The following is a 22317-nucleotide window of genomic DNA, read 5'->3' as shown; positions in this document are numbered from 1 at the left end:
ATGCGCCCCGCACCCCAAAGGATAGTAGGTGCGATGCCGGAACAGGCAATATGCCGCTGTTACTCGGTGGCGGCGCGGTACCAGGCAACGATGGCGGCCCGGTCCTCGGGCTCCATGAAGGTCACGTTGGCCGGGGGCATCGCATGGGTCACGCCCGACTGCACATAGATCGCCCGGGCATTGCGGACGATATCGGCCTCGGTTTCCAGCAATACGCCCTTGGGCGCCCAGAGGATGCCCTCCCAGACCGGCTCGCGGGCATGGCACATCGAACAGCGCCCCAGCACCACGTCATGCGCCTCGGCAAAGCCGGGGGCGGCTGCGACGCGCTGCTCGGTCGCGGTCATTGGCTGCGCCTCGGCCTCTTCCAGCGGCTGGTGCATCGGGGCGGTGGACAGCCACATGATGGCGAGGAACAGCAGCGCAGTCACCAACCAGGTCCATGTCGGGTTGCCGGTGCGGGCATGCAGCGAGTTGAAATAATGCCGGATCGTCACCCCCATCAGAAACACCAGCGCCGCGATGATCCAGTTGTACTGGGTGGCAAAGGCCAGCGGATAGTGGTTCGACAGCATCAGGAACACGACCGGCAGCGTCAGATAGTTGTTATGGGTCGAGCGCAGCTTGGCAATCTTGCCGTATTTCGGATCGGGCGCGCGCCCGGCCATCAGGTCGGCCACCACGATCTTCTGGTTGGGGATGATGATGAAGAAGACGTTGGCGCTCATGATCGTGGCGGTAAAGGCACCCAAATGCAGCATCATGGCCCGCCCGGTGAACACCTGGTTCAGTGCCCAGCCCATCACCACCAGCAGGCCAAAGAGAAGCACCATCAACAGGGTCGGGCGCTCGGCCAGGCCGGATTTGCACAGCCGATCATAGACCAGCCAGCCGACCGACAGCGTCGCCGCCGAGATCAGGATGCCCTGCCACAGCGCCAGCTCTGCCTTGGACTGGTCGATCAAATACAGCTCGCCCCCCGCCCAATAGACGATCATCAACAGGGCAAAACCGCTGAGCCAGGTCGAATAACTTTCCCATTTGAACCAGGTCAGGTGTTCCGGCATCCGCTCGGGCGCGACAAGGAACTTGCGGATGTGGTAGAACCCGCCGCCATGTACCTGCCATTCTTCGCCATGGGCGCCGGGCGGCAGATCGGGCGCCTTGCGCAGCCCGAGGTCGAGCGCGATGAAATAAAACGATGATCCGATCCAGGCCACGGCGGTGATTACATGCAGCCAGCGCACGCCAAAGCCCAGCCATTCCCAGAACACGGCAAGATCATACATGAGACGGTCTCCGAACTGTTTTCACCAGACTATGCAAGAGCCATTTTTTCCGGTATTCCAGCATATTGCCAAGCTGTATCAAAAAATCCGGAACAATGTCCTATCTCGACAATATCCGAACCTTCGTGCGGGTCTACGATCTGGGCAGCATGTCGGCCGCCGGACGCGACTTGCGGATCTCGCCGGCGGTAACCTCGGCCCGGATTTCGCAGCTCGAAGAGCACCTGAACGTGCGACTGTTCCAGCGCACCACCCGGAACCTGACGCCCACTGAACAGGGGCGGGCGTTCTATCCCGGGGCAGTTGCAGTGCTCGAAGCGGTGGACGAGGCCGAGGCGCAGGTCATGCACCTGACCGAGGCGCCGCGCGGCGCGATCTATGTCGCTGCGCCCCTGGGTCTGGGGCGGCGGCTGCTGGCACCGAACGTGCCGGAATTCCTGGTGCAATATCCCCAGATTGACATCCGCCTGCGCCTGACCGACCGCACCGTGGATCTGACCACCGAGGGGCTGGATCTCGCCTTCTTCCTCGGCCAGCCCGAGGACAGCAACCTGCGTATCCGCAAGATCGCCGATTGCCGGCGGGTGCTGTGCGCGGCCCCCGACTATGTTGCGCGCCGTGGCCTGCCCGAACACGGACAGGCGCTGATCGACCAGCGTCACGAGTGCCTCAACCTGCGGTTTCCCGGCGCGACCGAGTTTCAATGGATGCTTCAGACCCCGGATGGCCCGCGCCGCTTTGCCGTTTCGGGGCGCTATGAATGCGATGATGGCGATGTGCTGACCGACTGGGCACTGTCCGGGCAGGGGATCGCGCTGAAACCCGTTTTCGAAGTGGCCGAGCACCTCAAGGACGGCCGTCTTGTGCCGGTGGCGCCGCAGACACCGCCGGTGCCGGTGCAGATGGCTTGCCTCTATACCCACCGGCGGCACCAGGATCCCAAGACGCGCCTGCTGATGGAGTTCATGACCGAACGGATCGGTCGTGCAGTCAAAGCCGCCGAAGCGCGCGCCGCCTGAGCGCGGCAAGCGCTCCCGCCTCCGGGTCACCGCCCTGCCGGGCGATGCCCGGAGTTGGGTCCGGCGCGGTCGGTCCAAGCGGCAAGGTTGCCCCCAGCGTGACCGCGCCGCGCCCTTGGGCGAGGCGCCCGGCCCAACAGGAGGAGGGCATCTTTGATGCCCGATCGACGGGCGGGAGTGCCCCGTCGCCCTAGCTGCCGCGATAGGTCGAATAGCCGAAGGGCGACAAGAGCAGCGGCACATGGTAATGCGCCGCGCCATCGGTGATCCCGAACCGGATCGGCACCTCGTCCAGAAACAGCGGCTCATCGCCGGATTGGCCGGTTCTCCGCAGATAGTCCCCCGCGGCGAAGACCAGTTCGTAAACCCCGGGTACGAATTCCTCCTTGGGCAGGATCGGGCTGTCGGTGCGCCCATCGTCATTGGTGCGCATTTCGGCCAGTTGCTGTCGCGCTCCCCCATCCAGCCGGAAAAGCGTGATGGTCAGCCCTTCGGCGGGACAGCCGCGCGCGGTGTCCAGAACATGTGTGGTCAGATATCCGTTCATCCCGGTCTCCTGTCGTTCGCTTCAGATTTCACATTGGGCAGGAAACATGCAAACCCCGATCCGGCGAGACAGTTTCTGCTCCTTTTTGAAGATCGCGCCTATCGCCGCGCCTTCTTCGCGTCGCGCTCTTTGTCATTTCCAAAAGCTGCGTCAAATTGCATTTGATAAACGGTCGTGATTTTCTGAGCTATTGAGGAAATCGGATATCCGTAAAACGCAGGACCTTGCCCATGACCGCCCCCCGATACCCCCGCGACATGATCGGCTATGGCGCCATGCCGCCCAAGGCGAACTGGCCGGGCGGCGCAAAGCTCGCGGTGCAGATCGTACTGAACTATGAAGAGGGCGGCGAGAACAACATCCTGCATGGCGATGCGGCGTCCGAGGCGTTCCTGTCCGAGATCGTCGGTGCCGCGCCATGGCCGGGCCAGCGCCATTGGAACATGGAGACGATCTATGAATACGGCGCGCGGGCCGGGTTCTGGCGTCTGCACCGGCTGATGCGGGACCTGCCCGTTACCGTCTATGGCGTGGCCACCGCGCTGGCCCGCTCGCCCGATCAGGTCGCGGCGATGAAATCGGCCGGTTGGGAGATTGCCAGCCACGGGCTGAAATGGGTCGAACACAAGGACATGCCAGAGGAGGAGGAAGCCGCCCAGATCGCCGAGGCGATCCGCCTGCATACCGAGGTGACGGGCAGCCGCCCGCGCGGCTGGTACACCGGGCGGTGTTCGATGAACACCGTGCGCCTCGCGTCCGAGGCCGGGATGGATTACATCGCCGACACCTATGACGACGATCTGCCCTACTGGAAACGGCTGGGCGGGCGCGACCAGCTGATCGTGCCCTATACGCTCGACTGCAACGACATGCGCTTTGCCACGCCGCAGGGGTTCAACTCGGGCGATCAGTTCTATGCCTATCTCAAGGACAGCTTCGACGCGCTCTATGCCGAAGGGGCCGAGGGCGCGCCCAAGATGCTCTCCATCGGCCTGCATTGCCGCCTGATCGGGCGACCGGGCCGGGTGATGGCGCTGAAACGCTTCCTCGACTATGCGCGCGGGCACGCGGATGTCTGGTTCGCCACCCGCCTGCAAATCGCCGAACACTGGGCGCGCGAACACCCGCCGGTGGCGCGCACCCGTCCGTCCGAGATGGCGCAGGCGGAGTTTATCGCGGCCTATGGCGGTATTTTCGAACATTCCCCCTGGATTGCAGAACGCGCCCATGGGCTGGAGCTTGGCCCCGCCCACGATACTGCTGGCGGGCTGCACAATGCGCTCTGCCGCATGTTCCGCTCGGCCAGTGCCGAGGAGCGGCTGGGTGTGCTGACCGCCCACCCGGATCTGGCGGGCAAGCTGGCGCAGGCCAAACGGCTGACGGCGGAAAGCACCTCGGAACAGGCCTCGGCCGGGCTGGATGCGCTGACCGACGAGGAACGCACCACCTTTACCCGGCTCAACACAGAGTATGTGGCGCGGTTCGGCTTTCCCTTCATCATCGCGGTGCGCGACCATGACAAGGCCTCGATCCTTGCCGCGTTTCAGCGCCGCATCGGCAATGACCGCGAGACCGAATTCGCCGAGGCCTGCCGCCAGGTCGAACGCATCGCCGAGTTCCGCCTGCGCGACGTGCTGCCCTCATGAACCGTCGCATCGTGACAGAGCCGATCACGGTCGCGGCGTTCGCGCCTTTCGGCGATCTGCTGTCGGTCTCGGGCGCACCGGACAAGATCATCAATCAGGGCCAGTGCGGGCGCTATCATGACCGCGCGCGGCTCGATTTCATCGAGGGGCGCGCGGGCATCAGCCTGTTCGACGCCAACCCGCGCGCGCTGCCCTACACGCTCGACATGGTCGAGCGGCATCCCGATGGCAGCCAGGCCTTCATCCCGATGAGCCATCAGCCCTTTCTGGTGATCGTGGCCCCCGACGAGGATGGCCGCCCCGGCACACCGCGCGCCTTTGTCACCGAGCCGGGACAGGCGGTGAACTATCATCGTGGCACCTGGCACGGGGTGCTGACGCCGCTTGCGGCACCCGGCCTCTTTGCGGTGGTCGACCGCATCGGCCCCGGTGCCAACCTTGAGGAATTCTGGTTCGACAACCCTTGGGAGGTGGTCGCCGGATAGATGAAGCTGCCCACGATAAAAGAGGCGGCAAGACCCCCATGATCCACACAGGGAGGACAGTGATATCATGGCCGACACTTCGATAGGGACAGCGGATCAGCTCCGCGATCCGAATTACACCCCGCCGCTGGCAAAGGCGGTGCCGCTGGGTATCCAGCATGTGCTGGCGATGTTCGTCTCGAACGTCACGCCCGCGATCATCGTGGCGGGAGCGGCGGGCTTTGGTTTTGGCTCGAACTCGCCCGATTTTCCGCAGCTTCTGTACCTGATCCAGATGTCGATGCTGTTTGCCGGTGTGGCGACGCTGTTGCAGACGGTGACACTGGGCCCGGTCGGCGCGGGCCTACCCATCGTGCAGGGGACCAGCTTTGCCTTTCTGCCGATCATGATCCCACTGGTCGCGGGCAAGGGGGTGGACGCACTGGCGGCCCTGTTTGGCGGCGCGATCATCGGCGGCCTGTTTCATTTCTGCCTCGGCTTCTTCATCGGGCGCATCCGCTTTGCCCTGCCGCCACTTGTCACGGGCCTTGTCGTGACGATGATCGGTCTCGCACTGGTCAAGGTCGGCATCCAGTACGCTGCGGGCGGCGTGCCCGCCATCGGCACACCGGAATACGGCTCGCTCCTCAACTGGTCGGCGGCGCTGGTGGTGATCCTGGTCACGCTGGGGCTCAAGTTCTTCACCCGCGGCATGCTGTCGGTTTCGGCGGTGCTGCTGGGGCTGATCGTGGGCTATGTCTATGCGCTGATGGTGGGCATGGTGACCTTCGAGGCGATCGGCACCAGCTGGAGCCGCGCGGCCGGGTTCGCCCTGCCGGTGCCGTTCAAATACGGGTTCGAGTTCTCGCTCGCCGCGGTGATCGGGTTTTCGATGATGGCGGTCGTTTCGGCCATCGAGACGGTAGGCGATGTCTCGGGCATCACCAAGGGCGGCGCAGGGCGCGAGGCGAGTGACAAGGAAATTGCCGGTGCCACCTATGCTGACGGTCTGGGCACCGCGGTTGCGGGCCTCTTCGGCGCCTTCCCCAACACCTCGTTCAGCCAGAACGTAGGCCTGATCGCCATGACCGGGGTGATGAGCCGCCATGTGGTCACCATCGGGGCGTTGTTTCTGATCCTTTGCGGGCTGGTGCCCAAGGTGGGCGCGATCATCCGTACCGTGCCCATCGAGGTGCTGGGCGGCGGTGTCATCGTCATGTTCGGCATGGTCGTGGCGGCCGGTGTCTCGATGCTGTCGGATGTGCATTGGAACCGGCGCAACATGGTGATCTTTGCCATTGCGCTGTCGGTTGGACTGGGCCTGCAGCTGGAGCCCGGCGCGGTGCAGCACCTGCCCGATACCGCGCGGATCCTGATGACCAGCGGGTTGTTGCCTGCAGCCGTCATCGCCATCGTTCTGAACCTCATCCTGCCGCAGGAGTTGGGGGAAGAGGCGACCGAGGAGGTTTCGGGCGGCATGGCCGGACACGGACGTCGGTAAGCCTATCACCGGGCGGGCCGCTCCCGCCCGGTTCCGCCGCATCAAAGATGCGTTGGCCCCGGTTGGGCCGGGCGCGCGGGGCGTAAGCCCCGCGCGCGGCTCTCGCCCTCAGCCCGCCATCAGGCGCGCCACATCCAGCATCCGCGCCGAGAACCCCCATTCATTGTCATACCAGCCAAAGACGCGCACCTGACGGTCACCCACCATTCGGGTTTCGGGGCCCGCAATGACCAGCGATTCCGGCCGCGCGCGCAGGTCCGAAGAGACCAGCGGCTTGTCGGTCCAGCCCAGCACCAGCGAGGCCGCAACCGCGCTGCGCAGGGTGGTATCGAATTCCGCCTCCGACATCGGGCGCTGCAACTGTACCACCAGATCCACGGCCGAAACGCTGGCCGTCGGCACCCGCACCGCCGCGCCCGAGATCCGGCCCGCCAGATGCGGCAGCACCTCGTCGATCAGATGGGTGGCGCTGGAAGTGGTCGGCACCATCGATAGCGCCCCCGCCCGCGAGCGCGCGGCGTCGCCGCGCGGCGCGTCGACCATCGGCTGGCTGTTGGTATAGCAGTGGATCGTGGTCATATGGGCGCTGGCGATGCCCGCGATCTCGTCGATCACCCGCGCCAGCGGCGCCAGCGCGTTGGTGGTACACGACGCGTTCGATACGATCCGGGCATTGCCCAGCCGCGCCTCGTTCGCGCCCAGCACGACGGTGATCTCGGCTGCCGGCGACGGCCCCGAGATCAGCACCTTGCCCGCCCCGGCGGCAAGACCGCGCGCGGCCACATCCGAGGTGCGCGCGATGCCGGTGCAATCGAGCAGCACATCCACCCCCGACAGATCCACCCGCGCCAGATCGGCGCTATGGCTCATCGGGATCTCGACCCCGTCCACCACCAGCGTCTCATTCCCGGTTTCGACGCTGCCGCGCCAGGGGCCGAAGGTGCTGTCGTATTCGAAGAGATAGGCGCAGGTGTCGAGCGGCGCGATATCGTTGATCAGCACAAGCTCGATATCGGTGACCCGCGGCCGAGCCATCAGCTGCCGCAGGATGGTGCGGCCGATGCGGCCGAATCCGTTGATCGCGATTTTCATGCACAAGCTATGGCAGGAGCGTTGACCAACCTCAATGCCCCGGTTTGACGGATCTCACTTGCACGTGACCCGGGCAAAGAACTGGCCCGAGATGTTCTGGTAGAGCGTCTTGCGGTCGACCGTGCAGCCGGTCGCTTGCTGCACGGCGGCAATTGCCTGATGGGTCCGCAGCCGGGCGGGCGGGCCAAAGGGGTTGAGGTTGTTCATGTCCCGCGTGGCGCGATACATGAGCGGATCCTGCGACACTTGGGTGACAGCCCAGCTCCGGCTCATCACGTGAACGGTGACCGATGCGTCCTGTGCCGTGGCAATCGCGGGCCAGAGAGCGCATAGGGCGACAAGGGCGACCGTGTTCGGGCGCTTGGGGCGCGTATTCATGGTGGGCCTCCTCTAAAACGTGAAATCCTGTGACAAGTTGAACAGATTGCACGCGGCCTGAGAAGCCTTTGCATGGATAAGCTTGGGGCATGGCTTTGGCTGTGCGGAACACCCGTTCGAAAGGATCAGCAGCATTCCGCCCCCAACTGGGGTGTGTTGCGCGGTCTCACCCCATGAACCGCGGATCGCCCGTCGCCCAGGCGACACCATCGCCCCGGTCCATCGTTTCGATCAGGGCCATGTCATCGGCGTCGAGCACAAATCCGAACAGATCCATGTTCTCGCGCATCCGCCGGGGGTTGAGGCTTTTCGGCAGGACCGCAAAGCCCTTTTGCACGCCCCAACGCAACAGCACCTGCGCCTCGGTCACCCCGTATTTCGCGGCCATCGCCTTGAACGGAGACCCCGCATCGCTGCCCTCTGCCTGCATCTCGGCGGTCTTGCCGCTGGCTTGCCCGGGCTCGCTGCGCCAGGTGGACAGTGGCACCAGCGAACTGTAGGCAATCGGCGCAATGCCGTTTTCCGCCATGAATGCCAGCAATTCGGGTTTCTGTGACCAGGGGTGCAGCTCGATCTGATTGTACTCGGGCATCGGCAGCCCAGCCGCCCGGATCTCTTCGATATGGGCTTCGGTATAGTTGCTGACCCCTATGGCGCGCGCCTTTCCTTGTTCCTTGAGGTCGACCAGCGCCCGCCATTCGTTGACCCGTTCTGACCCGCCGGAAGGGGCATGGATCAGGTAAAGGTCGACATGGTCCAGCCTCAGCGCCGCGCGCGACGTCTCAAAGGCCGCGATGGTCTCGTCATAACCTTTGGGCGCATCCCCCCAGGCCGGGTTGCCGGGCCAGAGCTTTGTCGTCACAAACACGTCGGCCCGGTCAAGCCCGGCCGCCGAAAGACCGTCGCGGATGCCTTGGCCCACGCCAGCCTCGTTGTAATACCCCGCCGCCGTGTCGATGTGGCGATACCCGGCACCGATGGCCGCCGCGACCGCTGCGACGGCATCCGCGTCGGAAATGAGGTAAGTGCCGAACCCGACCAGGGGCAGGCCGGCGGCTGTATTTGGGGTGTCGTTGTGGGTGCTGGTCATCTGGTTTCTCCGACAGGTGCTCTGGAAAAGCTATGGCTTGCTTTATTGGAGAAGTTGTAGCGATTACTTAACTCAAAATTTGTCAATTTGTCGTTTTGTCTTGCCATATTCTCCAATTACTCGGAGAATATCCTCTGCCCGGTCAGCTTTGTGCTATGCGGCTTCCAAGAAAGGTCTCAGGGGGGTCCCATGCAATCGGAACTCATTCATCTGGCAAGTGAACTGGCAGCGCCCGATGCGGTCGATGGCGTGACCCGGCTTGGCTTGGGCGGGGCGGCCCTGCTGCGGCGCACCCGCCCCTCGGATATTGAGGGGACACTGTACCGTCCCTTGCTCTGCCTGGTCCTGCAAGGCGCCAAGGAGGTCACCGCAGGGACCCTGTCGGTTCATTGCCCGGCGGGGCATGCCATCATCGTCAGCCACGACCTGCCGGTTCTGTCGCGCATCACCCGGGCCTCTCCGGCGGAACCTTACATCGCCGTCGTGCTGCCGCTGGACCTCGGCCTGCTGCGCGGTTTCTTCGACCAGATGCCGGACATCGCCGAGGGCGCGGACAACCCGGCGGCTTTAATGGCTTGCCCGGCCGAACGTGAATTGAGCGATGCCGTTGCCCGGTTCCTGGCGCTGGCCCGACAGCAGGCCGCTGCTCCACTTCTGGCCCCGATCCTGCTGCGCGAGATCCACGCGCGGCTTCTGCTCTCGCCGCAGGGGGCGATCCTCAGACGGTTCCTCTACCGCGAGGACCCTTCGAACCACGTCGCGCGGGCCATCGCCTCGATCCGCGCCTCGATCGACGCGCCGATGAAAGTGTCGGCGCTGGCCGAGCATGCGGGCATGAGCACGTCGTCTTTTCACGCGCATTTCAAGGCGGTGACCGGGCTGACACCTGGACAGTACCAGAAGGACATCCGCCTGCTCGAGGCGCGGCGCCTGATCCTGGACAGCACCGCGGCCGTGGCCTCGGTCGCATTCGATGTCGGTTATGAAAGCCCCGCACAGTTCAGCCGCGACTACGCCCGGAAATTCGGGCGCCCCCCGCGCGAAGACCGTAGCACGGCGCGAGAACCGGGCAGGCCACAAACCCTGTCAAATTCGATCTAACCTTCGAAGGTTTGTTGAAGAAACCCGCCCGGAACAAGGCAAGCGCTCACACCTGCTTGGGTGTCAGTCCGTCAACCTGTGCAGCGGCCAATCGCCCGGCACACCGCGAAGCTGGCGGGAACCGAGAGCTGCGAACTCCATTTGTGCACCGAGGGAAAGGTCCTTGACGGTCTGTGACACCAGGATCTCATCTGGCCCGGCCTCGGACTGGATGCGGGCAGCGACGTGTACCGATATGCCGGACAGATCTTCCCCGCGCATCTCACATTCCCCGGTATGCACACCTGTTCGGCATTGCAGGCCCAAACCGGCCACGTCCTGGCGCAAGGTCCGGGCACATTCCACCGCGCTGGTTGGCCCGCGGAAGGACAGAAGATATCCGTCACCCGTATGCTTGACCTGTCTGCCGCCGAACACCGCGATACGCCGGGCGACGGTATGGTCAAGCTGTTCCAGAACGCTGCGCCACCGCTCGTCGCCCATATGCGTCAGGTGCTCGGTGGACCCTACCAGGTCCAGAAACACCAGCGTCACAAGCGCCCGTTCCGGTGGCGCCGAAATCCGTTCACCGGTCACGAATGCCCTGATCTCGGACACCAGCTGGTCCTGGTCGCCATACCACGCGATGTGATCCTCTCCGGGCAGTATACGCAGTTCGGCGCCTGCGATGTGCTCGGCCAGGAATCGCGCGTGATCCGGGCTGCACCAGCGGTCGCCTTCGCGCTGCAGCAACAGCGTGGGCGCCTGGATCGACGAAAGCACGCTGCGATAGTCGATGTCGTAGTTCAGCACCGCCAGTTTCGCCAGGGCACGCGGGCTGGCGGCATAGCGGAAGTAGGTGTCCAGCCACTCGATTGCCGCCGGATCGTCGGCAATGCTCGGAGCCCCATCGACCTTTCGGTCGGCATTGTCTGATGGTTTACTGAACTTCTCGATCTCGGCCCGCAGCGCGTCGGGTTTCAAGCCCATGGGGTAATCGGGATGCCATTTGTAACAGGCCCGGCTGCCATTCAGGATCAGGTGGCTGACGCGCTCTGGGTGAGTCGCGGCAAAGACGCTTGAAATCGCACCGCCCTCGGACATTCCGAACAGGGCTGCGCGATCCGTGCCCGCGGCATCCAGCACGGCTGTGATGTCCTGTGATCTTTCCTCCAACGTCGGGTATCCCACGTCGCGGTCCGACATGCCGACGCCGCGCTTGTCGAAGAAGATGATGCGGGCAAACCGGCTCATCTTGGTCAGAAACCGGGCGTAGTCGGGGCTTTCCCAGGCATATTCGATATGTGTGGCCCAGCCCTGCGCCCATAGCAGATCGACCGGGCCGTCTCCAAAAACCTGGTAGGCGATATGCGTATCCCCGGCCAATGCGTAGCGGGTTTTGGGTCGCTTCATGACGTTTCCGATTTTCCGTGGCGTCAGAGGGGGGCGGCGAACAGGTCGAAAAAAACCCTGAATGTCGCGAGACCTTCAGGGTACTTGAGCTTGACCGGAAAAACCAGCTTTGGTGGGAACCGTCCTACCGGCGCGGCAATGCCATGTGCCGGTTCACGTCCTTGTAGAGCAGGTAGCGGAACCGCCCCGGACCACCCGCGTAACACGCCTGCGGGCAAAAGGCGCGCAGCCACATGTAATCGCCCGCCTCGACCTCGACCCAGTCCTGGTTCAGCCGATAGACAGCCTTGCCTTCGAGCACGTAAAGCCCGTGTTCCATCACATGGGTCTCGGCAAAGGGGATCACCCCGCCGGGCAGGAAGTTGACAATGTTGACATGCATGTCGTGGCGCAGGTCCTCGGGGTCGGTAAAGCGCGTGGTCGACCAGCGCCCTTCGGTACCCGGCATCTCGCGTGGGGCGACATCCTGCTCGCGGGTGACAAAGGGTTCGGGCCGGTCGATCCCCTCGACCGCCTCGTATGCCTTGCGGATCCAGTGGAACCGCGCCGCAGGCCCCGCATGGTTGCGCAGGTGCCAGTCACAACCGGCGGGCAGATAGGCATATCCGCCCGGCTCTAGCACGTGATCGGTGCCCGCGATGGTCAGCGTCACCGCGCCCTCGACGACAAAGAGCACCCCTTGGGCGCCCGGGTCGGTCTCGGGCCGGGTGCTGCCGCCGCCGGGATGCACCTCCATGATGTAATGCGAGAACGTCTCGGCAAACCCGCTCAGCGGCCGCGCCAGCACCCAGACCCGCGTCTTGTCCCAGAACGGCAGGAAACTGGTGACGATGTCGCGCATCGTGCCCTTGGGGATCACCGCATAGGCGGTGGTGAACATCGCCCGGTCGGTCAAGAGCTGCTCTTGCCCCGGATGCCCGCCCTGGGGCGCGTAATAGGTGGGATGTGCCATCTGTGCCTCGTACCTGTGTTACCCGGCAATCTGGGACAAGCATTCCCCCGGTCCTAGGGCAAAAGACCCGATAGGTTCCTTCGGGATATTTTGAAGATACCCGGGACAGTTCGGCATCTTGGTCTGTGCGGTCGGGGCGTGTAACGATGGCCACAGACCTGAACCGATTTCGAGGACCAGATGAGACGCGCCTTCCTTTTTCTGCTGACCGCCACCGCCCTGAGCCTTGCCGCTGCCGCCGATGCCAAGCCGCTGTCGCGCATCATTGCCGAGATCGGCCTCTCGCCCGAGGATTTCCAGCTGATGGGCGCGGCCTCGCGCCAGCTGGTGGTTGATGACCGCCCCGTTGTCGGGCGCGAAGCGACCTGGGAGAACGCCGGAACCGACTCGCGCGGGGCGGTGCGGGTGGACGCGGTACAGGGCGAATGCGCGGTGCTGCACCACACCATTCACCCGGCTGGCGCCGCGCAGGCCAAGCTGATCGGCACCCGGCTGTGCAAGGGGGCGGACGGGGGGTGGATGCTGACGCCGTAATAGTCAGACCGTTCTCAATTATCTCCACGAACGGCCTCTGGCGGTCATTCGGATCTTTCCCGGCATATGCATACTTCCAGCCAGAGCCGAAACTCGTGTGCGATCTCGCAGGACATGATATCTTGCAGGCAAGGGCGTTCTTTCCGGAGCTCGGGGGGAGGCACCCGGAAAATGCCAACCGCCATCCCTGGTTCAGGGGTGCGGGGGCGATGGACGGAGTGTGGCCGGGTCGAATGCAGCGGGCCAGTTCCGCCCGCCCATGGGAGGTGTTGGCATGGATTTGATCGATCATGACAGTCAAGCCTGTCTTGACTGGCGTCCAGGTGTCTCGACACGCATGCGCGTCTCGGCCCTGACAGGCGCTTCCGCCCTTTCCATTTTCGAACAGTGGTGTGAGCCGGGACTCGGGGCTCCGACCCACTGGCATCCGGTGGAGGAGGTCCTGACGGTGCTGTCAGGCGAGGCGGAGATCTGGTTCGAAGGGGAACGGCTTCAGGCAAGGGCCGGCCATTCGGCACTGATACCCGCGACACGACGTCATGGTTTCCGCAATGTCGGCGACGGCCAGCTGCACATGCTGGCAATCCTCGCCTCCCCAATATTCGAAGCCCATTTCGACGACAGCCAAGACATCATACGGCGCTGGATACCGGGACCGGAGCGAAGCTGACCCGGTATGCACACCCGCCGCGACCAATCCGAGGCCCGGACAGTCAGCCTTTGGCATGGGGATCGGCCGTTGGGGGTATCCTTCGGATTGCAATTGCGGGAAACACCCGTGCCGACCACACCGCGATAAGGTCGGGTCCGTCGCACGGATCTTGGTAAAGCTGAATGACCCCCAGGGTGATGGTTGCCGTGAGTTTTTCGCCACGCCGCTTCTCACGGTCCACCCGGCTGCGGCTGAGCAGGCCAGGCCGACCGGCATCCGCCTGTGCAAACGGCAGGCGACGCTTGGCGGCTGATCTCCTGACACGGCCGGGGTGCCCGGCCGCTGCGCTGTTTTTTGCAAGGCTCTGCCGCTTCATTTCGCCTGAAATACTCCGGGGGAGTCGCCGTCAGGCGACGGGGGCAACGCCCCCCACTGGACAGGGCGGCGCCCGCGCGATACCAGCGCGCCATGCCCAGATACGCGTTGAAAGTCGAATACCATGGCGCTCCCTTTGCCGGTTGGCAAAGGCAGAAGGAGCTGCCGTCGGTTCAGGGCGCCATCGAGGACGCGCTGGCCCGACTGGAGCCGGGACCGCACACGATTGCCGCCGCCGGGCGCACCGATGCAGGGGTGCACGGGCTGGGCCAGGTCGCCCATTGCGACATGTCCAGGGACTGGGATCCGTTCCGCCTGTCCGAGGCGCTGAACTGGCATCTGAAGCCGTTGCCGGTGGCGATCGTCGCGGCGGCGCGGGTGGCGGATGACTGGCATGCCCGCTTCTCGGCCACCGAGCGGCAGTATCTGTTCCGCCTGCTGATGCGGCGCGCACCGGCGACGCATGATGCCGGACTGGTCTGGCAGGTGGGTCACCGCCTGGACGCCGCCGCGATGCAGGCGGCCGCCGATCTGCTGGTCGGGCGGCATGATTTTACCACCTTTCGCTCGTCGATCTGCCAGGCGGCCAGCCCGGTCAAGACACTGGACGAATTGCGTGTCGAAGAGGTGGAAAGTTTCTCGGGTCCCGAGATCCGCTTTCACGTGCGGGCGCGTTCGTTCCTGCACAACCAGGTGCGCAGTTTCGTCGGCACGCTCGAACGGGTGGGGGCAGGGGCCTGGAGCCCTGATCAGGTGCGCGCCGCGCTTGCGGCCCGCGACCGCGCCGCCTGCGGCCCCGTCTGCCCGCCCCAAGGCCTCTATCTGGCGCGGGTGGGCTATCCGGAACCGGTCTTCGAGAGCGCCAGGGTCCTGAGCTGAATTCCCGTCACAACAGTGAGGGGGCGACCCGGTCCAAAAGGAGCCGGGCCGCCGCCTGTCATGCGGCCTTGGCGCTGCGGACGGGGAAGTCGATATCGGTGCCCGCGACATGGTTGAGATAGTTGGTGAAGATATTCGCCACCACATTCGCCGTGGTCTCGACGATATCCGCTTCGGTCAGCCCGGCGTCTTTCGCCGCTTTCAGCTCCGCGTCCGACACCTGGCCCCGGGTGGCCACGATCGCGGCGGCAAGGGTCAGGATGGCCGCGGTGCGCGGGTCGTCCGAGCGACCGGCCAGATGCGCATCGATGGTGTCCTGCGCGACCTTGAGACCCGCCGAGATCGCGGCATGGGCCGAGGCGCAATAGTCGCAGGCATTCGCACCGGCAACGGTAAGCGCGATCGCCTCGCGGGTGCGGGCATCAAAGGCGCCACCGCCCAGTGCCTCGCTCAGGCCGAGCATCCCGGACAGGACCGCGGGCTGATTGCCCGCCACACGATAGAGGTTCGGCACCATGCCGATCTTGCCCTTGATGGCGGCAAAGAGGGTTGCCGCCTCGGGGCTTGCGGCGGTGTCGGAGAGTTGGGTGAGACGTGCCATGAAATCGTCCTTTCACTTGGCAGGGGAGGTGTACCGGAACCGGACCGCCCGGACATGCCGGGACCGATCCCACCGGGGAAAGGCGCTGGTATCGGACAGCATGATGAGGGGTCTTCCTTGAGATGCCCGCAATAGAGGGCCGGTTGCCGTGATGCCAAGCTAGGGTGGCGAACCTGAACGTTGTATGCCTGATTGTTCAAACAAATGTGTAGATCGTTCAAACTCCTGTATCTCTGGCATGAAATCGAAGCCCGCCGAGCCGGTTCTCGGGTTCCTGGGGCGGCTGCCGCCGGAAGGACAAGCGATCACCGGACGATCCGGCAGAAACTCCGGACGCCCGGGCATTCAACCGGCCGACGTCCTGGGGCAGTTGGGGGATGCGGATGCCCTGAAACCAGGGCAGCGCGCGGCGGGGCTGCGGACGGGATACCGGCGCCGCCTTTGGCCGATTGACAGCAGAAGTTTGGAAAGGACACACATGACCACGATAGACCACCTGAGCCTTGGCGTTCCCGATGTACCGGCGGCGCAAGAGTTCTATACCGGGTTTCTTGCGACCCTCGGGATCAACTGCCTCGCCTCGGGCGCGGGTTTTGCCGCCTTTGGCAGGGACCGGGTTGCGTTCCTGTTGCTCTCGCCATTTGACGGTGGACCGGCCAGCGCCGGCAACGGCGCGCATGTGGCCTTTGCCGCTCCCAGCCGCGAGGCGGTATCGGCGGGCCACGCCGCGGGGCTGGCGGCCGGGGCAACGGACGAAGGCGCACCGGGCGTGCGTGACGCCTATCCGATGCCGGATGTCTTTGCCGCCTATCTGCGCGATCCCTGGGGCAACAAGCTGGAAATCGTGCACGGCGGATTTTCGGGGTAAAACCGGTGCGGCGCGGGATCCGCGCCGCGCGGGCCTGCGGGCATCAGATCGCGCGCAGGAACAGTCCGCCCGCGATGGTCGCAACCACCAGCCCGGCTGCCAGTTCGACCATCGGCAGCGCGACCCCCGCCACCCGCCAGGCCGAGGCCGCGCCCACCAGCCCGCCGCGCAGCCCGGCCGAGGCGAGGCCCACTCCGATGGTGACACTGGCCGTCCCCAGCGCCATGGCAAAGGCGCCTGCGATACCGGCGCCGGCGATCCCCATCTGCCAGGTCAGGATCAGCACGAACAGCGCCCCGGTACAGGGGCGCGCGGCGATGCTGGCGATCAGGATCAGCGCCTCGCGCAGGGTTCCGGCCTGTTCGATCTCGGCCAGTTCCGGTCCGTGTCTGTGACCGCACTGGGCGCAGGTGCCGTCATCGTGGTGGTGATGGTGGTCGTGATGAGCGTCAGGGTCGCGGCCCCGACGGGCCGCCGCCAGCCGCCGCACCCCACGCCAGACCAGCCAGAACCCGATCAGCGCGATGGCCGCATAGCTGACCGGGGCCATTACCTGCTCGGTCACGCCGACCAGATGCTGGCGCGACAGGTTGAACACTGCCACACCCGCATAGACCAGCACCACCGCCGTCACCGCCTGCCCAAGGCTGGCAGCCAGCCCGATCAGCGTAAGCCGCAGCACCGGCACCCGGCGGCCCAGCCCATAGCCGCCGATCAGCACCTTGCCATGGCCGGGACCGACCGCGTGAAAGAACCCATAGGCGAAACAGACCGACAACAGCAGCGCCAGCGCGCCCGCCTGCCCGCTGCGCAGCCCGCGCAGCGCCTGGGCGATCTGGTTCTGAAAGGCGCGCTGTTCGCCCGCCGCCCACAGCGCCAGCTGGTCAAAGCCGCCGCTGGCCCAGAACAGACCCAACGCCACCAGCGCCAGACCCACCGGCAGGATCACGAGCCGGGACATGTCACCCGGATCTCGGTCGCGAATTCTGCCCCCATCAGGGGAATGTCCATCTCTTCAAGGTCGGCATCGGCGTCGATGCGCAACAGCATCTGCTGCATCTGCGCCAGTTGCCCGTCGATATCCGGCTCGAACCGCTCCAGTGTGCAATCGTCCCGCCCGGTCAGGGTGACGGGACGGGCGACCTCATAGGCGGTGTAATAGGTCTCGTCATAGGGTTTGATGGACAGCGCCGCGCCGTCCAACCGGGGGGTGCCGGTCACCGCCCGCAGATGCGTTGTCACGATCCGCCCGGCCTCGGTGGTGGCGGTGGGCTCAAGCGGGCCGGAAAGCTCCAGCGCAGTATCGTCCAGCCGCATGTCGAGATCGCCGGTAAAACCTTCGATCCACTGCGCGTCGAACCCGCTCAGCTGCGCCTGTTCCTCAGGCGTCAGCACGCCGTCGCCATCGGGGTCAAGGCCCATATCCTCAAGGATCAGCAGCGAATAGAAATCGTCATAGGCCCAGGTGACGCGCACATGGCTCAGCCGCCCTTCGGTGTCAAAGATCAGTTCGAACCCGGTGTCGACAAAGACATGCGGATGCGCCGCGAGGGACGCGGGAAACAGGGTCGAGAGGATAAGGGCAATCCGGCGCATGGCCGGACGATAGGGCGCAGGCGCGGGGCTGGCAATCCGGGCGTGCGCGGCGTTGGCGCTATTTCGCCATCGGATGCAGGACAATGGTCTGAAGCGCCATGCCGACAGGCCCGACCACATCATAGAGCACCGCTTGCGACATGCCGACGCCATTGGGCTGCCAATGCGACACCGCCTGCGCCGCGAACCAGTCTCCCTGCGGCTCGCGGTGGATTTGCAGGGTCAGATCGGTGTTCATGAAGCCAAACCGCACCGGCGGCTCGTTCCAGGAAATGCCGTTGCCGCAATCGGCCAGCGGGCAGATCGCCTGAATGGGCGAGGGCCCCTCGTCCGCCAGCAGATGCGGCGCCTTCATCCAGACGGTTTTCGGCCCCGGACCCAGGTCTTCGCCCTGGGGATAGGCCATCTCGATGAACTGGCCAAAGGCGGGCCTGTCATGCAGCTTGCCCACCAAGAGCGGCTCCCCCCTCTCGGCCTCGCCGAAATCGGGCCCGGCAACATCCGCCGTCGGAACGTCGCCCAGGTCCTTGCGAACGAGGTGCATCGAGGTGCCGGACAGGCACAGCGTGCCATGAGTGTCATGCACCGCAACCCGCGTCGTGGTCAGCGTGCGGCTGTCGCGCTGCACGCTGACCGAGACCCGCAGGCCGGACAGCGGCAGGGGCCGCAGCACATCAAGCGTCAACCGCGTCAGCATCTTTCCCGACCCGGCGGCACCCTCGGCGGCGCGCACGACAAGGCCGGTAACCGGCCCCGCGTGGCAGTGATCAGGAGACCATGGCCCGCGCGCCGGATCGTTACCCACGAACAGCCCCGGTTCGGTTTCAGTGAAATAGACCGGGGCCGTCACGCGTGTCAGACCTTTTCCTGTGTGTACTTCTTCAGCTCGGTCCGGGCGATCTGACGCCGGTGCACCGCGTCGGGACCATCGGCAAAGCGCAAGGTGCGCTGGCCGGTCCAGGCCGCGGCCAGCGGCGTGTCCTGGCTGATGCCCTGACCGCCATGCATCTGCATCGCCTCGTCGATTACCTTGAGCGAGACGCGCGGCGCCACCACCTTGATCTGGCTGATCCAGGGGGCCGCAGCCCTTGCATCGCCCTGATCCATCATCCAGGCGGCCTTGAGACACAACAGACGCGCCATCTCGATATCCATCCGGCATTCGGCGATGATGTCGTAATTGGCGCCCAGATGCGCCAGCTTCTTGCCGAACGCCTCTTTCGCCAACGCCCGCTTGCACATGCGCTCCAGCGCGATCTCGGCCTGCCCGATCGAGCGCATGCAATGGTGGATGCGGCCGGGCCCAAGCCGGCCCTGTGCGATCTCGAACCCGCGCCCTTCGCCCATCAGGATATTCTCGGCCGGCACCCGCACATTGGTGAACCGGATATGCATGTGACCATGCGGTGCGTCATCATGGCCGAACACCAGCATCGGGCGCAGCACCTCGATGCCTTCGGTCCCTGCGGGCACCACGATCATCGAATGGCGCTGGTGCTTGGGCGCATCCTCGCCCCCGGTCCTGACCATCACGATATAGACCTTGCAGCGCGGATCACCTGCGCCCGAGGCCCAGTATTTCTCGCCGTTCAGCACATAATCGTCGCCGTCGCGCACACAGGACATCGAGATATTGGTGGCATCCGAACTGGCGACATCGGGTTCCGTCATCAGATAGGCCGAGCGGATCTGACCATCCAGCAGCGGCTCCAACCACTGCTTCTTCATCTTCTCGCTGCCGTAGCGCTCGAACACTTCCATATTGCCGGTATCGGGCGCGGAACAGTTGAACACCTCGGCGCCCAGCGGCGTCTTGCCCATCTCCTCGGCGAAATAGGCATATTCGACGGTCGACAGGCCAAAGCCCCGCTCGCTGTCGGTCAGCCAGAAGTTCCACAGACCGGCGGCCTTGGCTTTGGCCTTCAGCCCTTCCAGGATCTCGGTCTGGCGGTCGGTATATTGCCAGCGGTCCCCCTTGGCGACTTCGGCATGGTATTCGTCTTCCAGCGGCATGATCTCGTCGCGGATCATGTCGGCGACCCGGCCCAAGAGCTTGCGGTTTTCCTCGCGCATCCCAAAGGACATGTTCATGATGTTTGCCATGGTGCCTCCCATACCCCGACATTCGGGGTTTACCTTGGCTGAAAGGATGACTTAGCTGCCACGGCAAAGTCTAGCGGCGTGACGAAACGTCACCGCGCTGAATGTGAGAGGGAGAGGCGCATGGCCCTGCTGGTCGATACCGGAATTTCCGGCTGGATGTCGAACGAAGAGATCGCGGCGCAGTTGCGCGCGCAACTGCCCGGCGCTGATATCCGCACGCCCGAGGTGCTAGGGGATCCGGCGCAGGTGACGATGTTGGCGGTGGCCAACCTGCGCGCCGACTGGCCCGCACGCCTGCCGAACCTGGCGCTGGTGCAGAAACTGGGGGCAGGGGTCGAAACCATTGTCGCCCATCCCGCCCTGCCGCCGCATGTGCGGGTCACGCGGCTGAAACCCGACGATCCGGCGCGCGAGATCGCCGAATGGTTCCTGGTCTATGTTCTGCGGGCGCATCGCAATCTGGATGCCCACCGCGCCAACCAGGCGCGGGCGGCCTGGGTCGATATCGAGCCGAAATATACCCCCGACACGGTGGTCGGCGTGCTGGGTCTGGGCCATATCGGCGGGCGCACGGCGCGCATGTTCCGCGATATCGGTTTCCAGGTGCGCGGCTGGTCACGCTCTGCGCGTGACATCGACGGGGTCGATTGCCGCCATGGCGCGGCGGCGCTGCCCGAGATGCTGGGCGAGTGCGACCACGTCTGCGCCATCCTGCCCTCGACCGCCGAGACAAACGGCCTCTTCAACGCAGATCTGCTCGCCGCGATGAAACCGGGCAGCCAGCTGTTGAACGCGGGGCGCGGCACCCTGATCGACGAGGCGGCCCTTCTGGCCGCGCTTGACGCTGGGCGACCGGGCCACGCCGTCCTGGACGTGGTCAGCACCGAGCCGCTGCCCAAGGGCAACCCGCTCTGGTCGCATCCAGGCGTCACGCTCACCCCGCATATCTCGGGCTGGCACCTGGGCGACGCGATGAAGGACGTGGCCGAAAACTTCCGCCGCCTCGGCGCGGGCGAGGCCCTGCTGCACGAGGTCGACCGCCAGCGGGGGTATTGACTTTCTGCCTGAGGAGATCCGGCAATTGTCCTCCTTCCCGGCGAGCCAGTAGCTCGATCTGCAATCCGGCCACCTTTTGGCAGTCCGCGCCCTCTCTCAGCATGTTCATGATGTGCAGATCGGCGTTTTCTCGATTCAAGCCAGATTTGGATACAAACGCCATGACTGCGAATTCCTGGAAGGCAGGAAGTGCCAGCGCCAGGCCGGAGAGTTGTGTCGGAAAGCAAGGCGGAAGTGGCGAAGGCGCTGGCGGATTGCAACCATTGGGCTTAGCCCTTGTCGCTGGGTCGCGCGCGTGTCGTTGGTCTCTGGTAAGATAGGCCCACCTGAACGAACAGTCCTTTGCACCGGATGCTCGATCCGGGCTGTGCGATCAGTCGTTGAGAGTTGCGCTCGCTTCTGGGCTCCAAACTCATTGAATTTCAGAGCCAGAAGATGACGGTGGCTGCGAGAGCGATTGCGGAGAGGAAGACCTTTGGGCATCTGTCGTAGCGCGTGGCGACCCTGCGCCAGTCCTTTAGTCTGCCGAACATGATCTCGATGCGGTTGCGGCGTTTGTAGCGGCGCTTGTCATATCGGATTGCCTTGCCTCGTGACCTCCTGCCCGGGATGCAAGCGCGTATCCCCTTGTCTTTCAACGCTTCCCGGAACCAGTCGGCGTCATAACCCCGGTCGGCGATCATCCATTCGGCGAGGGGAAGGCTGCTCAGCATGGCCCGAGCGCCGATGTAGTCGCTGACCTGGCCTGCGCTCATGAAGAAACGGATCGGGCGGCCAAGCGCATCGGTAACGGCGTGCAGCTTGGTGTTCATCCCGCCCTTGGTTCGACCGATCAGGCGTCCACGCCCCCCTTTTTGACCCCAAGGCTCGAAGCCGTGCGGTGTGCCTTCAGGTAGGTCGCGTCAATCATGAGCGTCGTTTGCTCGGCTCCCTCGGAGGCCAGCCCCATCATAATCCGGGCGAATATTCCTATATCGCTCCATCGCTTCCAGCGATTGTAGAGCGTTTTGTACGGACCGTATTCCTTCGGCGCATCACACCACCGCAAACCATTGCGATTGATGAAGATTATCCCGCTCAGCACGCGCCGATCATCGACCCGCGGCCTGCCATGGCTTTTCGGGAAAAACGGCCGAAGCCGGTTCATCTGCTCATCGGTCAGCCAGAATAGATTGCTCATCA

Annotated in this window: 23 protein-coding genes; 10 read left to right on the top strand and 13 right to left on the bottom strand. The window is 64.7% G+C overall.

The genetic code is table 11. The features are described from left to right. Positions 1-59 precede the first annotated feature (59 nt). Positions 60-1289 carry a urate hydroxylase PuuD gene (locus tag G0P99_RS08440; RefSeq protein WP_164128934.1) on the bottom strand — a complete coding sequence of 410 codons (1230 nt, stop codon included), beginning with the start codon at positions 1287-1289 and terminating at the stop codon, positions 60-62. Between the two features lie 95 nt (positions 1290-1384). Between G0P99_RS08440 and G0P99_RS08435 the strand changes: the two genes are divergently transcribed. Next, on the top strand, positions 1385-2308 hold the full coding sequence (locus tag G0P99_RS08435) for a LysR family transcriptional regulator (RefSeq protein ID WP_164128933.1): 924 nt from the start codon (positions 1385-1387) through the stop codon (positions 2306-2308). Between the two features lie 190 nt (positions 2309-2498). On the opposite strand, the gene uraH is transcribed toward G0P99_RS08435, so the two are convergent. Then, the gene (gene uraH / locus G0P99_RS08430; protein ID WP_164128932.1) at positions 2499-2855 is read right to left on the bottom strand and encodes a hydroxyisourate hydrolase; all 357 of its coding nucleotides are present in this window, start codon (positions 2853-2855) and stop codon (positions 2499-2501) included. Between the two features lie 230 nt (positions 2856-3085). Here uraH and puuE point away from each other — a divergent pair, with 230 nt between their 5' ends. From puuE to G0P99_RS08415, 3 genes are all read left to right on the top strand, one after another. Beyond that, on the top strand, positions 3086-4501 hold the full coding sequence (gene puuE, locus G0P99_RS08425) for an allantoinase PuuE (protein ID WP_164128931.1): 1416 nt from the start codon (positions 3086-3088) through the stop codon (positions 4499-4501). After that, positions 4498-4986 (top strand): ureidoglycolate lyase, encoded by a 489-nt coding sequence (locus G0P99_RS08420; protein WP_164128930.1) that lies wholly within the window; start codon positions 4498-4500, stop codon positions 4984-4986. Before puuE ends, G0P99_RS08420 begins: the two co-directional genes overlap by 4 nt. Before the next feature lie 67 nt (positions 4987-5053). Next, entirely contained in the window at positions 5054-6466 is a 1413-nt protein-coding gene (locus G0P99_RS08415; protein WP_164128929.1) for a nucleobase:cation symporter-2 family protein, read from the top strand. 108 nt (positions 6467-6574) lie between these two features. On the opposite strand, the gene G0P99_RS08410 is transcribed toward G0P99_RS08415, so the two are convergent. From G0P99_RS08410 to G0P99_RS08400, 3 genes are all read right to left on the bottom strand, one after another. Next, on the bottom strand, positions 6575-7558 hold the full coding sequence (locus G0P99_RS08410) for a type I glyceraldehyde-3-phosphate dehydrogenase (RefSeq protein ID WP_164128928.1): 984 nt from the start codon (positions 7556-7558) through the stop codon (positions 6575-6577). Positions 7559-7612: 54 nt separating this feature from the next. Continuing rightward, a complete protein-coding gene (locus G0P99_RS08405) occupies positions 7613-7936 on the bottom strand; it encodes a hypothetical protein (protein WP_203583022.1) in 324 nt (107 codons plus the stop codon). A 166-nt stretch (positions 7937-8102) separates the two neighbouring features. Further along, on the bottom strand, positions 8103-9026 hold the full coding sequence (locus G0P99_RS08400; RefSeq protein WP_164128927.1) for an aldo/keto reductase: 924 nt from the start codon (positions 9024-9026) through the stop codon (positions 8103-8105). Between the two features lie 189 nt (positions 9027-9215). Here G0P99_RS08400 and G0P99_RS08395 point away from each other — a divergent pair, with 189 nt between their 5' ends. Then, entirely contained in the window at positions 9216-10127 is a 912-nt protein-coding gene (locus tag G0P99_RS08395) for an AraC family transcriptional regulator (RefSeq protein WP_164128926.1), read from the top strand. Between the two features lie 63 nt (positions 10128-10190). Here the strand turns inward: G0P99_RS08395 and G0P99_RS08390 are convergent, their stop codons facing one another. Together G0P99_RS08390 and G0P99_RS08385 are read right to left on the bottom strand one after the other, a co-directional pair. After that, complete coding sequence (locus G0P99_RS08390; protein WP_164128925.1) at positions 10191-11519, bottom strand: adenylate/guanylate cyclase domain-containing protein; 1329 nt, start codon at positions 11517-11519, stop codon at positions 10191-10193. Positions 11520-11643: 124 nt separating this feature from the next. Further along, entirely contained in the window at positions 11644-12471 is an 828-nt protein-coding gene (locus G0P99_RS08385; RefSeq protein WP_164128924.1) for a bifunctional allantoicase/(S)-ureidoglycine aminohydrolase, read from the bottom strand. Between the two features lie 180 nt (positions 12472-12651). On the opposite strand from G0P99_RS08385, the gene G0P99_RS08380 reads away from it, so the two are divergent. The 3 genes from G0P99_RS08380 (at position 12652) to truA (ending at position 14911) form a co-directional block, all read left to right on the top strand. Then, the gene (locus G0P99_RS08380; RefSeq protein ID WP_164128923.1) at positions 12652-13005 is read left to right on the top strand and encodes a hypothetical protein; all 354 of its coding nucleotides are present in this window, start codon (positions 12652-12654) and stop codon (positions 13003-13005) included. Between the two features lie 274 nt (positions 13006-13279). Further along, entirely contained in the window at positions 13280-13675 is a 396-nt protein-coding gene (locus G0P99_RS08375) for a cupin domain-containing protein (RefSeq protein ID WP_164128922.1), read from the top strand. Between the two features lie 450 nt (positions 13676-14125). Next, positions 14126-14911 (top strand): tRNA pseudouridine(38-40) synthase TruA, encoded by a 786-nt coding sequence (truA, locus tag G0P99_RS08370; protein ID WP_164128921.1) that lies wholly within the window; start codon positions 14126-14128, stop codon positions 14909-14911. Positions 14912-14969: 58 nt separating this feature from the next. Here the strand turns inward: truA and G0P99_RS08365 are convergent, their stop codons facing one another. Then, positions 14970-15512, bottom strand: a complete 543-nt coding sequence (locus G0P99_RS08365; RefSeq protein ID WP_164128920.1) for a carboxymuconolactone decarboxylase family protein — start codon at positions 15510-15512, stop codon at positions 14970-14972. Positions 15513-15990: 478 nt separating this feature from the next. On the opposite strand from G0P99_RS08365, the gene G0P99_RS08360 reads away from it, so the two are divergent. Next, the gene (locus tag G0P99_RS08360; protein WP_164128919.1) at positions 15991-16380 is read left to right on the top strand and encodes a VOC family protein; all 390 of its coding nucleotides are present in this window, start codon (positions 15991-15993) and stop codon (positions 16378-16380) included. 43 nt (positions 16381-16423) lie between these two features. Here the strand turns inward: G0P99_RS08360 and G0P99_RS08355 are convergent, their stop codons facing one another. From G0P99_RS08355 to G0P99_RS08340, 4 genes are read right to left on the bottom strand one after another with little or no spacing between them, the layout of a single operon-like run. Further along, positions 16424-17341, bottom strand: a complete 918-nt coding sequence (locus G0P99_RS08355; RefSeq protein ID WP_164128918.1) for a nickel/cobalt transporter — start codon at positions 17339-17341, stop codon at positions 16424-16426. Continuing rightward, on the bottom strand, positions 17326-17976 hold the full coding sequence (locus tag G0P99_RS08350) for a DUF1007 family protein (protein ID WP_164128917.1): 651 nt from the start codon (positions 17974-17976) through the stop codon (positions 17326-17328). Before G0P99_RS08350 ends, G0P99_RS08355 begins: the two co-directional genes overlap by 16 nt. Before the next feature lie 58 nt (positions 17977-18034). Then, complete coding sequence (locus G0P99_RS08345) at positions 18035-18826, bottom strand: thioesterase family protein (RefSeq protein WP_164128916.1); 792 nt, start codon at positions 18824-18826, stop codon at positions 18035-18037. Between the two features lie 5 nt (positions 18827-18831). Next, on the bottom strand, positions 18832-20067 hold the full coding sequence (locus G0P99_RS08340) for an acyl-CoA dehydrogenase family protein (protein WP_164129277.1): 1236 nt from the start codon (positions 20065-20067) through the stop codon (positions 18832-18834). A gap of 132 nt (positions 20068-20199) precedes the next feature. On the opposite strand from G0P99_RS08340, the gene G0P99_RS08335 reads away from it, so the two are divergent. Further along, complete coding sequence (locus G0P99_RS08335; protein ID WP_164128915.1) at positions 20200-21135, top strand: glyoxylate/hydroxypyruvate reductase A; 936 nt, start codon at positions 20200-20202, stop codon at positions 21133-21135. Positions 21136-21557: 422 nt separating this feature from the next. On the opposite strand, the gene G0P99_RS08330 is transcribed toward G0P99_RS08335, so the two are convergent. Further along, positions 21558-22315, bottom strand: a protein-coding gene (locus G0P99_RS08330) for an IS5 family transposase (RefSeq protein ID WP_164128914.1) whose coding sequence is annotated in 2 segments (ribosomal slippage) — positions 21558-21997 and positions 21997-22315 — 759 coding nt in all. Because the reading frame shifts where the segments join, the coding sequence is not laid out codon by codon here. Positions 22316-22317: the final 2 nt, after the last annotated feature.

Source organism: Ruegeria sp. PrR005 (assembly GCF_010500245.1).
Classification (GTDB): Bacteria; Pseudomonadota; Alphaproteobacteria; order Rhodobacterales; family Rhodobacteraceae; genus Ruegeria_B; species Ruegeria_B marisflavi.
This window is presented reverse-complemented; position numbering and strand designations above follow the sequence as displayed.

Excerpts from the sequence above, each read along its gene's own strand:
- G0P99_RS08395 (WP_164128926.1), top strand. The coding sequence starts at position 9,216 with ATGCAATCGGAACTCATTCATCTGGCAAGTGAACTGGCAGCGCCCGAT.
- G0P99_RS08410 (WP_164128928.1), bottom strand. The coding sequence starts at position 7,558 with ATGAAAATCGCGATCAACGGATTCGGCCGCATCGGCCGCACCATCCTG.
- G0P99_RS08360 (WP_164128919.1), top strand. The coding sequence starts at position 15,991 with ATGACCACGATAGACCACCTGAGCCTTGGCGTTCCCGATGTACCGGCG.
- G0P99_RS08415 (WP_164128929.1), top strand. The coding sequence starts at position 5,054 with ATGGCCGACACTTCGATAGGGACAGCGGATCAGCTCCGCGATCCGAAT.
- uraH (WP_164128932.1), bottom strand. The coding sequence starts at position 2,855 with ATGAACGGATATCTGACCACACATGTTCTGGACACCGCGCGCGGCTGT.
- G0P99_RS08355 (WP_164128918.1), bottom strand. The coding sequence starts at position 17,341 with ATGTCCCGGCTCGTGATCCTGCCGGTGGGTCTGGCGCTGGTGGCGTTG.
- G0P99_RS08400 (WP_164128927.1), bottom strand. The coding sequence starts at position 9,026 with ATGACCAGCACCCACAACGACACCCCAAATACAGCCGCCGGCCTGCCC.
- G0P99_RS08380 (WP_164128923.1), top strand. The coding sequence starts at position 12,652 with ATGAGACGCGCCTTCCTTTTTCTGCTGACCGCCACCGCCCTGAGCCTT.
- G0P99_RS08365 (WP_164128920.1), bottom strand. The coding sequence starts at position 15,512 with ATGGCACGTCTCACCCAACTCTCCGACACCGCCGCAAGCCCCGAGGCG.
- G0P99_RS08350 (WP_164128917.1), bottom strand. The coding sequence starts at position 17,976 with ATGCGCCGGATTGCCCTTATCCTCTCGACCCTGTTTCCCGCGTCCCTC.
- G0P99_RS08385 (WP_164128924.1), bottom strand. The coding sequence starts at position 12,471 with ATGGCACATCCCACCTATTACGCGCCCCAGGGCGGGCATCCGGGGCAA.
- G0P99_RS08340 (WP_164129277.1), bottom strand. The coding sequence starts at position 20,067 with ATGAACATGTCCTTTGGGATGCGCGAGGAAAACCGCAAGCTCTTGGGC.
- G0P99_RS08390 (WP_164128925.1), bottom strand. The coding sequence starts at position 11,519 with ATGAAGCGACCCAAAACCCGCTACGCATTGGCCGGGGATACGCATATC.
- G0P99_RS08440 (WP_164128934.1), bottom strand. The coding sequence starts at position 1,289 with ATGTATGATCTTGCCGTGTTCTGGGAATGGCTGGGCTTTGGCGTGCGC.
- G0P99_RS08405 (WP_203583022.1), bottom strand. The coding sequence starts at position 7,936 with ATGAATACGCGCCCCAAGCGCCCGAACACGGTCGCCCTTGTCGCCCTA.
- G0P99_RS08335 (WP_164128915.1), top strand. The coding sequence starts at position 20,200 with ATGGCCCTGCTGGTCGATACCGGAATTTCCGGCTGGATGTCGAACGAA.
- puuE (WP_164128931.1), top strand. The coding sequence starts at position 3,086 with ATGACCGCCCCCCGATACCCCCGCGACATGATCGGCTATGGCGCCATG.
- truA (WP_164128921.1), top strand. The coding sequence starts at position 14,126 with ATGCCCAGATACGCGTTGAAAGTCGAATACCATGGCGCTCCCTTTGCC.
- G0P99_RS08435 (WP_164128933.1), top strand. The coding sequence starts at position 1,385 with ATGTCCTATCTCGACAATATCCGAACCTTCGTGCGGGTCTACGATCTG.
- G0P99_RS08420 (WP_164128930.1), top strand. The coding sequence starts at position 4,498 with ATGAACCGTCGCATCGTGACAGAGCCGATCACGGTCGCGGCGTTCGCG.
- G0P99_RS08375 (WP_164128922.1), top strand. The coding sequence starts at position 13,280 with ATGGATTTGATCGATCATGACAGTCAAGCCTGTCTTGACTGGCGTCCA.